The 14,926-nt window shown below is 37.4% G+C and carries 9 protein-coding genes and 1 pseudogene; 5 read left to right on the forward strand and 5 right to left on the reverse strand.

The window, feature by feature from the left end:
* Positions 1–92: 92 nt before the first annotated feature.
* Positions 93–494, reverse strand: coding sequence for an ATP-binding protein (locus tag FVQ77_15615; GenBank protein ID MBW8051731.1), 402 nt, complete (start codon positions 492–494; stop codon positions 93–95).
* Positions 495–496: 2 nt separating this feature from the next.
* Complete coding sequence (locus FVQ77_15620; protein MBW8051732.1) at positions 497–3,862, reverse strand: ATPase; 3,366 nt, start codon at positions 3,860–3,862, stop codon at positions 497–499.
* Between the two features lie 321 nt (positions 3,863–4,183).
* Between FVQ77_15620 and FVQ77_15625 the strand changes: the two are divergent.
* Positions 4,184–5,353 (forward strand): annotated as a pseudogene (locus tag FVQ77_15625) (hypothetical protein).
* Positions 5,354–5,438: 85 nt separating this feature from the next.
* Positions 5,439–5,942, forward strand: coding sequence for a hypothetical protein (locus FVQ77_15630; GenBank protein ID MBW8051733.1), 504 nt, complete (start codon positions 5,439–5,441; stop codon positions 5,940–5,942).
* A 440-nt stretch (positions 5,943–6,382) separates the two neighbouring features.
* On the opposite strand, the gene FVQ77_15635 is transcribed toward FVQ77_15630, so the two are convergent.
* The 3 genes from FVQ77_15635 to nspC form a co-directional block, all read right to left on the reverse strand.
* Positions 6,383–7,327: a hypothetical protein gene (locus FVQ77_15635; GenBank protein MBW8051734.1), complete on the reverse strand. Its 945-nt coding sequence runs from the start codon at positions 7,325–7,327 to the stop codon at positions 6,383–6,385.
* Between the two features lie 382 nt (positions 7,328–7,709).
* The gene (locus FVQ77_15640; GenBank protein MBW8051735.1) at positions 7,710–10,007 is read right to left on the reverse strand and encodes a tetratricopeptide repeat protein; all 2,298 of its coding nucleotides are present in this window, start codon (positions 10,005–10,007) and stop codon (positions 7,710–7,712) included.
* A gap of 202 nt (positions 10,008–10,209) precedes the next feature.
* Positions 10,210–11,379, reverse strand: coding sequence for a carboxynorspermidine decarboxylase (gene nspC, locus FVQ77_15645; GenBank protein MBW8051736.1), 1,170 nt, complete (start codon positions 11,377–11,379; stop codon positions 10,210–10,212).
* Between the two features lie 472 nt (positions 11,380–11,851).
* On the opposite strand from nspC, the gene ade reads away from it, so the two are divergent.
* From ade to FVQ77_15660, 3 genes are all read left to right on the forward strand, one after another.
* Positions 11,852–13,543, forward strand: a complete 1,692-nt coding sequence (gene ade, locus FVQ77_15650; GenBank protein MBW8051737.1) for an adenine deaminase — start codon at positions 11,852–11,854, stop codon at positions 13,541–13,543.
* Between the two features lie 126 nt (positions 13,544–13,669).
* A complete protein-coding gene (locus tag FVQ77_15655) occupies positions 13,670–14,179 on the forward strand; it encodes a hypothetical protein (GenBank protein ID MBW8051738.1) in 510 nt (169 codons plus the stop codon).
* Positions 14,180–14,251: 72 nt separating this feature from the next.
* Entirely contained in the window at positions 14,252–14,824 is a 573-nt protein-coding gene (locus FVQ77_15660; protein MBW8051739.1) for a Uma2 family endonuclease, read from the forward strand.
* Positions 14,825–14,926: the final 102 nt, after the last annotated feature.

The following is a 14,926-nucleotide window of genomic DNA, read 5'->3' on the forward strand; positions in this document are numbered from 1 at the left end:
ACTGCCAACTTAATGTTGAAACTTTGGATTTTCATTAACGAATATTTTTGACATTATAGACAGACACTAATTAATTATACAGGTCAAATAGATCAATTGAAATAAAAAACCAGCTCAATGCAATTGCCTCCATTATTGAATATTACCTCATCCGACAGGTACTTCATCAGGAAGATACCCCTGCCGGTGGGTTTCTCAATATTTTCAGGGTCAGTGGGGTCGGGGAGGTCGGAGTGATCAAAACCCTTCCCCTCATCCTCTATTACAAAGCGTAGAATATTATTTTGGGTTGATAGGGAAAGCATCACGTTTTTTTTGTTATCGCCCTTGTTGCCATGCAGGATCGCATTATTCACCGATTCTGTTACAGCAACCATAATATTGCCGTAGATGTCATCATCAATATTAAATTTTTCTTTTGCGTTATCAATGAAGCTCTCAACTATTCTGATATTTTCTACTAAGGATGGGAATTTAATGGATAGACTGTTCATTGTTATATTTTTTGAAAATACTCGTGAACTTCTTTTTTGTAATAAGGGTTCAAATTTGGTGATATGGTTTTCAAAAGTTCAATTTGCTTTTCTTTGGTTTTGATGTAGTCCTCAAACGCAGGAGGTATTTTTCTTTCTTTTTGTTTTGCTTTTTCTGATTCCCGTTCCTCATCCCATTCTCTTTCTCTCATCGCTTTTTCAGATTCTAACAATCGTGTCAGTATTTCTTTTTGTCTTCTTATTGTTTCTTCGGTAATACGTTTGTTTACAAGGTCGGTTTCAGTTTCTTCCATTTTTTTTGCAATATTGCCCAAATTGCCTCCATCTTTTTCTCCTCCCGGTTTTTCTTTGCCTTCTAATTCTTTTAAGGCATTGCGGAGCATTTCCTGTTCGGCAGCAAGCTTTGCAAGCTCCTCTGAAAGCTGTTTACCCGTTTTCCCGCTTTTTTTCAACGCCTCTATTTTTTGATTAAGCTGTTGCTGGAGCCTACTGAGTTTTCCTTTTCCACTTTTTGGTTTTTTCCCGGGCTTACTGCAGGTTTGGTTACCGGGCATTGCATCTGCACATTGCTGCTGCATTTGTTTTAGCACATCGTTAAGCAATAATGCCAGGTTGTTGATAGAGGTCATTGCGTATTGCTGTTTGCCGGCAGTTTGCCCGATCTTACGTTTTTTGATGGCATCAAGGCTTGCGTCCATGTATTCCTTCATCTGGGTTACTTCACGGGTAACAAAAGATTGGATTTGGAATACTCTTTTGGCAAGTGCAAGCAGGCTGTCTTCTATAATTTTGGCATCGTCTTTCAGCTTTAGCTGATGCTGCGATAGTTTGATAAACCGCGGGTCTGTCTGGTGGACATTTCTGAATTTTTTCATCAGGTCTTCCTGTTCAAAGGACAGTGTGATCAGGTTTTCCAGGATGTCTCTAAGGTCATCCATGTTTTCCTCTAAAGAGGTCATTTCCATACTTTGCATCATCAGTGATAGCTTATCAGCTAATTCTTCCATTTTTTGGGAAGCATTTTTTTGTGATTTGCCTGCTTTTTTGTTCTGTTTATTTTGGAGTGATTCGGAGCTTTTTTGTTGTTCATTTTGGATGGATTCTTCTTCGGGATCAGTGTCTTCCATGGCATCCGGGAACTCCCTGGATTTATTTAATTCGGACAGCTCTTCAAGGGATTTTCTTATATCCTGGAATTGTTCATTGAGTTTTTCTTGTTGTTGAAGTAATTCCTCCGAATCTTTTTTGTCCTTATCAAGAGATTTTTCTGAAAGTGCATCTTGTTCTTCTGCCAGTTCTTTTAGCTCATTGATGGCTTTTTCAAGGTCTTGTTCAAATTTTAATTGTTTGAACATTTCAATGGCTCTTTCCAGCTCTTTTTCAAGGTTCATATCCTTTTTGTTTAATTTATCAAGCATGTCCATCCAGTCTTCATTGCTTGTTTTTTCCTGCAGGAGCTTTTGCAGCTCTTCGTATAACTTCCTGGTTTCTTCATCCAGCAGTTCGTCCATCAGCTTTTGCAGTTGCTCTGCCTTTTGAGCAATACGTTCGTTTTGCTGCTGGAACCTCTCTTTTTTCCTGTTTGTTGAAGAATTTAACAATTGCAGCTTTTCTATCTCTTTTTTCAAGGCATTATGCTTATTAAGCAGTTCTTCAATGAGCTTTTTGTCCTGCCAATCCAGGTTCTTTTTGGATTTCAGCCGGGCCTGTAATTTTTCCAGCTCCTTTTGGATTTGCTGTGCTTCTTTTAATGCCTTATCTAGTTGATTTTGAGCCTCTTTGCTGGATTTTTCTATTTCTTTTTCAATCTCTTCATCGGTTGGCAGCTTAAATTCGTAGGTTATTGTTTTACTGCTTTTATGCCCGGTTACCCCATCATTATCCCATACCTTCACAAAATATTGCAGCTTTTCACCGGTTTTAAGATCCAGCGAGTCAAGTTCCCATTGGAAGAAATAGTTTTGATTAGCAGAATTTTTGTTAAATTTTAATGGAATGCTTTGTAAATCTGACTTGAAAGCAGAGACGCCCAATTTGGACGTCTCTGCTTTCAAATCGGATTTACTATAAAACAATCTTAATTGGGTAAACCCGTAGTCATCAGATATACTGCCGCCTAAGATCAAATAATTGAACAGGATGGTATCTATGGCCTGTTCCAGGGTTACTTTCGGATACTGGTCCGGTATCACATTGATAAAATAGCTGATTTTTTCCTTATTACGGCTGTGTTTATTTTTCAGTATTACCTGGTAATTTTCAGAGAGCATCAGCTTTTTAGCATGCTCAAAAATATCAGCATTTGCCTTCTTTGTATTAATATTCAATTCCTCCTGTAAATTCGGGAATGAAAATTTTAAATAGAGGCTGTCAGTGTCAATGGTATTAAATTGCCATTTAATAATGCTTCCCTGTGGAACCGTGAGGTTGCCCATATCATGGAGTTTTTCATTTTTTTTATGCAGGTATTTGGGATAAGCGATGCTGCTAATTATGCTCTTAAGATGGGGTCTGCTGATAAGCTTGATATTATATGACCCGGATCTGTATCCCGCAGCTTCAAAGAAAAACTTTACAGGCGATTGTAATTTTTTAAAGGTAAAAGAAAATTTATCAAGTTCCCTCATTTTTACTCCTTTGGATTTTTTCTTCATCCAACCGAAGCCGTTCTGGACCATTTTTTGTTTTCTGCCCTGGGAAATGAGATAAACATTTTCAGGAACGTAATTGCCTCTAATATTTAGCGCTACTTCAAAGTCTTCGTTCTTAAAGGCAGTGAGCTCGTTGTTTGATATGATAAATTGAAAAGGCGCTTTAGGGTTGTAATCCTTGTTGTAGTGGATTATCCTGGCGGTGCTTTTGGTAAAAATTTGACGGTTAAAAAACAGTACGATAAAAATAATCAGCACAGGTATAAATGCATATTTCAGCCGCTTTGTATTCTCTTTCAGATTGACAGCTTTTGAGAATTTAAAAAAAACAATTTCTTCGCTTTTTTGTTCTATGCTTGCAATAACAAGTTCATTGTCTTTATCTGATAAAGAATATAATTGTAAAGTATTTAATAGCTTATCTTTTATTTCGGGAAAATAACTGCCGATTTGCCTGGCAGCTTCTTCATCACTGAGAACTTTGTAAAGAGTTAGGAGTTTGGTAACAGGAATAATGATCCATTTAACCAAAGTTATGAGGATTAAAATAACAAATGAAAAAAAGAGAATAGCCCGGCTGTATTTGTTAAATTCAATCCCATATTCCAAAAAGTTTACCAGGATATAGGCAGATAATAATAAGCCCGTAGAAAAGATGACTCCTTTTAAAAGCTTATTGAGGTAATACTTTTTCTTATAATTTTTGAGCTTTGATATGAGTAGGTTCGATTTCATAATGAATTTCACTATATAACGAAGATTTATTGTAATAAGGTATCACTTTTTTACAAAAAAATGTAAATTTAACATAAAAAATTTGTTTATCGAAATAATTTTGTTGCATTATAAAAAAAATAGTTAATTTTACGTCAATATTTTTAACCTGCCTGCCCCCGAGTACTCGGGGGCGAAATTTAGGTAAAATATGGAAAACACAATTACAAAAGCAGAGAGGAATTAAATCATTTATTATTTATACCAATGATAACAAACTATTAAAATCTTATAAAATCACTAAACTTTAACCATTTATCAATTATGAAGGCTATTAAAAAAACTCAAAAAATGGCAAAAACTGCAATAGTTGCAATATCTATTATTGCCAACTGCCTATTGTCAACTGCCAACTGTTTTTCCCAATCTCCCCAAGCCTTCAAATATCAGGCAATAGCGAGAGATAATACGGGTAACGTACTACCCAATCAAAACATTGGATTGAAGATCAGTATTCTTCAAACAACCCCTGCAGGTACGGTAGTTTACAGTGAGACACATACAGATACTACAAACCAATTCGGGTTATTCAGCCTTGAGATTGGCACAGGCGCCATTGTATCAGGCACATTCTCAACCATTGACTGGGGCGCTGATATATATTTCGTTCAGATAGAGATGGACGAAACAGGCGGCATGGCTTACCAACTCATGGGCACTTCCCAACTGCTATCTGTCCCTTATGCCTTGTATGCAGAAAAAACCGCCAATACAAACGATGCCGATGCAGACAGCACCAATGAATTGCAAACCTTATCCGTTATCGGCAATGACCTCACTATCAGCAGCGGTAACACCGTTACCTTAACAGACAATGTAACTGACGCCGATGCTGACCCAACAAATGAATTGCAGGCAATCTCCATCTCAAACGACACTATTTATTTATCCAATGGCGGTTTTGTAACATTACCAACTGACCAGACTGCCGATGCCGATGCCGACCCAACCAACGAATTGCAGGTGTTGTCAATTTCCAATGACACTATTTATTTGAGCAATGGTGCAAACGTATATCTCGGCAGCTATCTCGACAACACCGACAACCAAACCCTTTCTTTCAGCGGTGACACGCTCAATATCAGCGGAGGAAACAATGTGATCATTACAGACAATGTGATAGATGCTGATGCGGATAGCGCTAATGAGCTGCAAACCTTATCATTATCTAATGACACTTTAAATATCAGCAGCGGTAACTCGGTTATTCTTACAGATGCCGACCCGACCAATGAACTACAAAATTTTTCAACATCAGGTGATACATTATTTATTAGTAATTCAAATTTTGTGATAATACCCGGACTTTATGCTGCAAATCGTGTTTGTGGAGATTCTGTCCAGGATGCAGATGGAAATTGGTACGATATAGTAAAAATCGGCAGTCAATGCTGGCTTAAAGAAAATATGCGTACAACAAAATATCCCGGTGGTGGCGCTATTACAAAAGGACCTGCTGCGGCAGGTTCGGATTGGACAGTTGATAGCGCCTGGTATTCCTGCCCGCCTGATGTAGCTAATGGCGCAGAAGATTGTGCAGCCGCAGCTTCACTCGGTATGTTATATCAATGGAGCGCTGCAATGGAGCGCTGCAATGGATGGTTCAATAGTAGAAGGCGCTCAGGGTGTTTGTCCTGCCGGTTGGCATATTCCAACAGATGCAGAATGGAAGATACTTGAAGGTTTTCTCGGTATGACTGTTGCTCAACAGAATTTAACCGGCTGGCGCGGTACAAATGAAGGCAGCGAAATGGCAAATCATGTTGCAGACCAAAACTGGACTGCAGGCGCTTTAACAGGCGGTGCCGGTTTTGGCGATGTCAATGGTCTTAACTCAAGTCCTTCTGGTTCTCGGAATACGATTGGTAATTACTACAATCGCAGTAACCTCACGTACTTGTGGTCATCTACCGAGAGTGGTACGTCTGCGTGGTACCGACTCTTGTTTTACCCAATCACGCAGGTCAACCGGGGTACCAACGGTAAGGCTTTCGGCTTTGGCGTACGATGCGTAGAGGACTAGACTATTTGTCAATTTGACTATTTGTAACTACAAGAATAATTTTTTAAAAGAATAGGTTCTGTTGTAAAATGTTTTTGGTTTTATAACTTTGCGTTATAATGATATATCCTAAAACAGTCTCCCTTAATAAAGGGGGTTAGGGGTATGTTATAAAATCAGGGGTATTGTATTTGCGCAGTACCATCAGAGTCTCCCGCTAATACAAACTTCATACCTTCTTGCCTTTCGAAAAGCCTACACGTTGCAGGCAGGCATAGCAAAAACCTGAACAGGGGACTCTGATGTGTGCAAGACATATTCAAAACTATACTACCTTCGGAAATTTCAGATGGAATAAGGGAGGGAATTTCCGAAGTTTTCTTCCCGGGCACCCGGGACAAACTTCGGAAATCCCCAGCCCCCAAAGGTCAGCTGAGATTTCCGAAGATTGTTATATTCCGTTAATCTATAATTCCTCGGATTTCAGATACCGGTTTTCCTGTTATTTCAGAAATTTTATTCACGCTCATACCCGATTTATATAGTTTTTTAATTATTTTAATATTTTGTATTCGTTCTCTTTGTTTGGCTTCTTCTTCTCTTTGCTTGGCTTTTTCTTCTCTTTGTTTGGCTTTTTCTTCTCTTTTTTTGGCTTCTTCAATTTGTTTTATGTATTTTAATTCCTGCTCATCGAATATTTGGTCAATTTCTTCTTCGCCTCTGAGTTGACGGAGAAAATTATCGTCCATAACCGGGCTTTGAAGATATTTGACAATATCCTCAAATTCTTCGGGAACTTCTTGTAAATCAAGAATAAACCTCTCATTTGTGCACCATGCCTGATTAAATATCACGAGCAGTTTCTCTAACCTGGTTCTGCGTTTTTCGGGTAAATGTTTTACTTGTAAAATATGCGAACGATGCGTTAAATGTTCGACAAAAAAACTGTTTACTTTTATTTCTTTCTTTGTTACGGCATTGGTTACACAGCGATTTACAGTAACTGCCATATACGGCAGATCTTTTAGTTCATAACCCAGAATGTATATAGTGATGATCGGATAAGATGTTTTAACTTCTTTGTCTGCAATAGTTTTTGTCTCGCTGTCTATATAGTTCATTCCGAGATACGTACGAAAACGCTGTATGTCGGTTGGGAATTTTGATTTTTGAAGTTCAATAAGTACGGTTTGCTTTGTATTTTCAGGTGTAACAATTATTGCTTTAAAATCTAATCGAAAAAGTGTTAATACCCGCTTATCGTCTGGAATAACTGTTTCTTGCTGGCCTAGCGAAAGTTCCAAAATTTCCTGGTCGAGTATTACCGACAAAACTTTTTTAGCTAAGCGTTTGTTTTGCATCAAAAATTTGAATGCTTTATCATATAGCGGATTAATGATTTTCATTTCTTTAATAATTTACTGCAAAGATACAATAAAAAATATATTTACAACACCTATAAGCTTAGGAAGAAAATGCTTTTAGATAATCTTTCGGGGTATTTTTGGAATTATGTGTATATATCAAATGGTTACAGCAAATTGGTTCCAAAGGTTCGGAAAGTAAAAAAATCTAACATTGATTATCGTGGCTCTATTTTAAAAACTGGTTGGTAGTTTAAATACAATCCAAGTCCCGTAGGGACGACCTGTTTGTAGTATTGAACATTAAATAAAAATAATAAGCTCCGTAGGAGCGTCCTGTTATTCAAATCAACTAAATTTTAGAATAGAGCCATTATCGTTAATTGCTCCCGAGTACTCGGGACTGACTGCCACTGCTACTTCTTCATCCTCCCCACTCCACCAACTTCTCCTTTGCCTCTTGTGCCGGCTTGTATACCGCATCAGCGTCTTTCCATATATCCAGGGCAATTTTCAAATGCTCTAATGCTTTTTCCCTGTCCCCCATATCTGCATAAACAAGAGCGATTTCGTATTGGGCTTCGGGCTTAAATGGCAATACTTTAATGCAATTTTTCAGGGCTTCCTCTGCTTTTTTAAGCTGCTTCAGGTTCCTGTGGCACCTGCCAATATTGATATTTACTTCTATTGATGTTGGTCTTTGTTTTAATTCATCCCTATAGTTAAGAATTGCTTCTTCATTTTTACCCTTCATTTCGTTAATCCTCCCACGATAAACCATAAGCCCGTAAATTGATAAAAATGGTAACTTCCCTGTCTGGTAGGCTTGTTCAAATTCATCCAGGGCCTTTTCTGCTTTAACTGTATCTCCTAACTCAAGGTATATAATTAAATAACCAAGAGATATAAACTTGTCATAAGGCGGCTGCAACTGCGATTCTATAGTTTGAATGATCCGTAAGGCATCTTCTTTTTTACCGGCCTTTATGTAAGCGTCTAAATGAAAAAGTTTATACGCTAATACTTGCAGCGGTGCATCAATTTTTTCTTTTTCATCAAACCACAGGTGTAAATATTCAAGTGCTTTACTCATCTGGCCTCTAAGATAATATAAATCACAAAATCTTTCATACACACTTTCTCTATCTTCCGGTGTTTTACATACTTTCAAGGCATCCTCATATTGCTCAAATGCTATTCCGAAATCTCCTGTTCTGTATTCAATCTTTGCTAATCTTAACATATTGGAAATTTCTCCAGGCTCTATAGCAATCGCTTTATCATAAAAGGACTTCGCCCGGGGATAATCTCCCATTGTTAAATATAAATCCCCTATTGTAGCAAAGGATTTATATTCATCAGGGAACAGCTCAGCATACTGTTCGTAGTATTTCAAAGCTGTTTCATACTCGCCTTTTTGTTTATAGAGATGGCCAATTTTGCTAATGCAATAATATAGTTCCGGATCAAGCGCTAAGATCTGCTTATATTCTGAGATGGTTTTGTCATATTGAGTTTTCCTCCAATAATTATGGGCAAGTTTTTCGTGAGGGCCAATATCATCAGGATACAGATCAGACCACATTTTCAATATTGCCAATTGTTTTTCAGGATTTCCTTTTAAAGCGTGATACACAGCTTTCACTTTATATTGTACATTCTCAGGTAATTTATACAGGTACTTCATCAGCAACTCCATTGTCTGTTCCCTTTTCTCACTCATGTTTGACAACCAATAGATTTCAAATAGAACATGGTATGCAGAGGCAAAAGATGGATCTTCCTTAACAGATCTCTCAAGATATTCCATCCCTTGCTTCCAGTCATTATCAAACGATAATGCATGCACCCCGACAATGAACAACCTGATAGCAGGGATTGAATTAGTAACTATCTCTGAAACCGGCAGGTCACGCACTTCTTCTATATGGCGTGCTGGTATTTTCAGATCACGCTTAATCTGAACAGAAATTTCATCTATTAAATTGAACATCTCTTTTCCATTAAAGGTATTCTCAGCGATAAGTTTTGCTCGTTTTGTTTCGTAGAGAAATGTCGTTACCAAAAACTCCCCATCCTGTTTTGAAAATTTACCCGAAACGAAATAGTTATAATGATGCTTATCTGCTATTTTTCTTTCTAATGTTAAAGGCAAGCCAACACCTAACGCGAATCCTGCTTCCTTTATTTCTGAAGAAAAGTCGTAGGGAGTAGTTATGTCAAGAAATATATCCTGGGATAAATCCGCCTCCAATCCACCGGCAATTCCATACTGAATCCAGTCCAATTTAGGATCACCAGTTTCATTATCAAAGAAAAATATGACTGCCTTTTTACGAAATTCACTCTTAGGGATCACCCGTTCAATCTTTTTCCCTTCTTCATCCTCTACGGTTATGGTTGTTGTAGTTGCTCCAAGCTCTTTATCATGAAAAAGAAGAAAAAGGAACACAATAGTGGCAGTAATATTCACCGGTATGCCTATTTTACCAAGCCTGGTCCATTTATTTTTACCTTCTTTACCCTGATAAAATGCAATGATCAATACAGTTGGGAACATGGATAACAAAGTTGCCAAACTTACATCTATCAGATATCCAGAAAGCATATAGTGATCTACTATGAAATTTAAAAATTCAACAATACCCCAACCACCTACAAGATAAAAACCAAGGATCCGCAGGGCATTTTTATTAAAGATGTTTATTATTGGATTCTTCATTATTACAAAATTGAGTCCCCTCTAAAAAGTAAAAAATTGAAAAGAAATCGTTTCTCGCAAAGACGCAAAGTTCGCAAAGGATTGAATATCAATTAGTTAAGTATATAACTTTGCGCTCTTTGCGCCTTTGCGAGAACCAAAAACACTTTTTAGAGTGGACTCAAAATTACTAAAAAAAACAACAATCTGCGCCATGCGCCAATTAAGACAGCCTGCTCCTGTAATCCTCATACCCAAACTTGTGTATGAGCTTAAACTTATCATCTGCTGCTGTCCAGATGCCGATGGAAGGCAGTGTTATGCCATTGAACGTAGTATTCTTGACCATCGTATAGCCGATCATATCTTCAAATACAACAATATCACCGGTTTCCAGGGGGTTATCAAAATAATAGTTACCAACATAGTCGCCAGCCAGACAACTGAGGCCTCCCATGCGGTAAGGTTGCTTATTCTTTTTTTTGTCTTGCGGGTAATTGGCATAGTCATTCCCAACAGCAAAAATCATCGGTTTATAAGGCATTTCAATACAATCAGGCATGTGAGCAGCGATAGATGTATCCAGGATAGCTGTTTTGATGCCATTGCTTTCTACAATGTCAAGTATGGTAGAGACCAGGTAACCGGTTTTCCAGGATACGGCCTGGCTGGGTTCTAAGATCACCTTCAAATTATACCTTTTACTTATGTCACGAATAAGCTTTATCAGCAGGCCAACATCATAATCTTCGCGAGTGATCTGTTGGCCGCCTCCCATATTGAGCCATTTTGCCTGGTGTAATAAACGGCTGAATTTTTTTTTAACCACTTCGAGCGTATTTTTTAGCGTTGCTGCATCGTTCTCGCTATGAGAGTGAAAATGCAATCCTTCAATGCCATCAGGCAGGAATTTGTTGCCCAGTTCATCTGAGGTTACGCCCAAACGCGAGCCCTTAATGCAGGCGTCATAAAGCGGGGTATCTATCTCGGAATATTCCGGGTTGATCCTGATGCCGCAGGAAATTCTTTTAGGGTTTGCTTTGATTTCCGGCTTGAACCGTTCCCATTGACTTAAAGAATTAAAGGTAATGTAATTGCAGTATTTCATAAGCTCTAAGAAATCACTTTCAAGGTATGCAGGGCTGCATGCGTGTATTTCTCCGCCAAAGTCTTTATAGCCAAGTTTTGTTTCATTCATAGAACTTGTAGCAACCCCTTGCAGGGACTTTTTTACGAGTTCAAAGGTACATAACATCGCAAAACCTTTCAAAGCGAAAATAATTTTTGCACCTGATTCTTTCTGTACGTTTTTTAGTATTTCAAGATTACTGCGAAGAAGGCTTTCTTCCAATACATAACAAGGTGTTGCTATTTTTTTGAAGTCGATGCTCATAGTTTTCCCCGATGCTAATCCCGCGGGTACACGTGACTAATTATACTAATAAAATGCTAATATACGAATTGATGCTAATGATACTAATGTAGCAACAATTTAGTTTTGCAACATTAATTTGTAATAAATAGATTCTTTCGTTATTAATATTAAATTATAACCGTGAAATTCTAAAGTATAATTTTATGTTTTCACGGTAATTCATATATTTGGGCATGATAAAAAGAAAGCTTGAGGATAAAATATTAAATCTTCTCACTAACAATGAAGATAAATGTATTATTATAGACGAATTCCAGGTGAGACCGGAATTATTTCCATGAATTTTGTAAGAAGTTGCATTGAAAGAGACCTTCCAAAAATTGGTCTTAATGTATCACCCGTTATGATCAGAAATCTTTGGACAAAGATTATATGATTAGTGAAAATATCAGGGTGTGCAATTTGAAAGATTTTATTAACTCAAAATTTTATGAAAATATCGGGTAATATAGTTGATGTGCTCAATAATAATATTTATTATGGAACTATAGAAATTGCAAATAGTAAAATAGTAAATATAACGAAAGGAAATTCGAAATTCGAAATTCGAAATTCGAAATACATCATTCCCGGCTTTATTGACGCACATGTCCACATTGAGAGCTCCATGCTTGTTCCGTATGAATTTGCACGGTTGGCCCTGCCCCATGGGACGGTAGCTACGGTTTCTGACCCCCATGAAATTGGTAATGTTTTAGGTAACCAAGGTGTTGATTATATGCTTGAAAATGCAAAAGATGCTCCGTTGAAATTCTATTTTGGAGCGCCTTCTTGTGTTCCTGCTACCATTTTTGAAACGGCAGGAGCAGAAATTAACATTAGGGGTATAGAAAAATTGTTTGAAAATAATGAAATAAAGTATTTAAGCGAGATGATGAATTTTCCGGGGGTTTTGTCTAAAGATCCTTTGGTAATGGCAAAAATAAAATTGGCTAAAGATTATGGGAAACAAGTAGATGGCCATGCCCCCGGTTTAAGGGGAAAAGATGCTGAAAACTATATTAAAGCAGGGATCACGACTGACCATGAGTGTTTTACAAAAGAGGAGGCGCTGGAGAAGCTCAAATACGGGATGAAAATAATCATCAGGGAAGGCTCTGCCGCTAAAAATTTTGATGCGCTTATCCCGCTTTTGGATGAACATTTTGAAAACATCATGTTTTGCAGTGATGATAAGCATCCCGATTCATTGGAAATTGGCCATATAGACAGATTGGTAAAAAGGGCGGTGGATTCAGGAAATGATGTGATGAAGGCGCTCCAATGCGCCTGCGTGAATCCCGTAAAGCATTATGGCCTTGAAGTCGGATTGCTGCAGCCAGGTGATCCTGCTGATTTTATAGAAATTGATAACTTGAAGGATTTCAGTGTTTTAAAAACATTTATCAATGGGGAATTGGTGGCAGAAAAAGGGAGGTCATTTTTACCTCAGAAAACAGCTTCAGTAATTAATAATTTTAATACAAATAAGAAAAAAGTAACTGATTTTTTATTTCCTGTAGCGGACGGACATGTAGCTCATCCCGATATTATCGGGGCCAGTCCACTGCAAATAAATGTAATTGAAGCATTAGATGGCCAATTGATCACCAATAAATTAACTGCGAATGTAAAAATTGAAAATGGCAATGCTGTATCTGATATAGAAAATGATGTATTAAAGCTTGCTGTGATTAATCGTTATAGTGACGCCCGGCCTGCTATTGCATTTATAAAGAATTTTGGCTTTAAAAAAGGAGCCATTGCCTCATCAGTAGCGCATGATTCCCATAATGTTATAGCGGTAGGGGTAGATGACGAAAATATTTGTAAAGCCGTAAATCTGGTCATAGAGCAAAAAGGAGGATTGTCTGTTGCAGCAAATGATATAGCAGCAGTCTTGCCCTTGCCCATTGCAGGATTAATGACCAATGAAAACGGATATAAAGTTTCCGCCCGGTACACAAAATTGGATAAATTGGCTAAAGAGCTTGGCTCTACGCTAAAATCTCCGTTTATGACTTTATCCTTTATGGCGTTGCTTGTGATACCTGAAATAAAGTTGAGTGATAAAGGGTTGTTTGACGGAGGGAGATTTGAGTTTATGGAGGTTTTTAAAAAGTTGGCAATTGATCCCGAGTAATCGGGAACAATTTTTTTGATCTAATGGACAAAAGTTGGCGCTTAAAAACTCCTGTAATTATTAACAGTTTTAATTTTTTACTTTTACGGCAACTAAATTAAGGAAGTATCATAACATTTACATTCAATGAGAAAGGTAATAAAAACATGGCGTTATTTGCACATATTTGGTGGTTATAAGGTCAAGATAGATAAAGAAGACTTTGATAAAATACAAGGATACAATTGGAAGATCAGAATTAGAGAGACGGGCAGAACGACAGTCAAAGCAATGCTATGGGACAAAAATAATTATGGAAAGTATGTTTCTTTAGCGCGGCTGATGCTGAACCCACCTAAGGATAAAGTTGTATGTCATAAAACACAGGATACGCTGGATTACAGAAAAGAGAACCTTGTTGTTACCACAATTAGAAATAAACAAAGGATGCAAAAAAAAAGAACCACTTCAGTTACTTCTATATACAAAGGTGTATCTCTTGAAAAAAATGTAGGAACTTGGCGGGCAAGAATTAAGATTGATGACATAAATTTAAGTCTTGGTTCATTTGATAATGAAGCAGATGCCGCCCGGGCTTACAATAAAGCCGCAGCAAAATATTATCGTGAATTTGCATTCCTCAATAAGATTGAATAAATTCCGGGTTTTTCGAATACATTGCGTTACAAGAGCACAGAATTATTGATAAATTTTTAAAAAAGAGAAAACATGGAAACAATATCTATACAAACCGAATCCGCTAACCTTACCGAAGAGCAATTCTTTTTGCTTTGTAGTGAGAATAAAGAAATACGCTTTGAGCGGGATAAACATCAAAATATTATTATTATGGCACCAACAGGATCATTGACTTCGAGTGGGCATTCAGGTATTAATGCTCAATTATGGTATTGGAATAAAAGAACAAAATCAGGTCAGGTTTTTGATTCAAGTGCCGGCTTCACACTTCCAAATGGTGCAATGCGCGCACCCGATGCAGCATGGATTGCCAATGAGCGATGGGAAAAAATCCCACTGGAAGACAAAAAACGATTTGCCCATATATGCCCCGACTTTGTGATTGAAGTGTTGTCAGAAACTGATTCCCTAAAACAACAGAAAGAAAAAATGCAGGAATGGATTGAGAACGGCTGTCGTCTGGGATGGCTGATTGACCTGGAACATAAAACAACATATATTTATAAACCCGGCAGAGAAATAATACAACAAACTTTTGAAGATAACCTCAAAGGTGAAGATGTGCTGCCGGAATTTGTGCTCAAACTATACGAAATTATCTGAATGTCTGTAATTATATAATTATTTTGGGTCTAATAGACAAAAGGTGGTTGGTAAAATCACTTCAAAAATAGTAATATTATAAGTAATGTACAAAAAATGTGG

This window comes from Cytophagales bacterium, from assembly GCA_019456305.1.
Classification (GTDB): domain Bacteria; phylum Bacteroidota; class Bacteroidia; order Cytophagales; family VRUD01; genus VRUD01.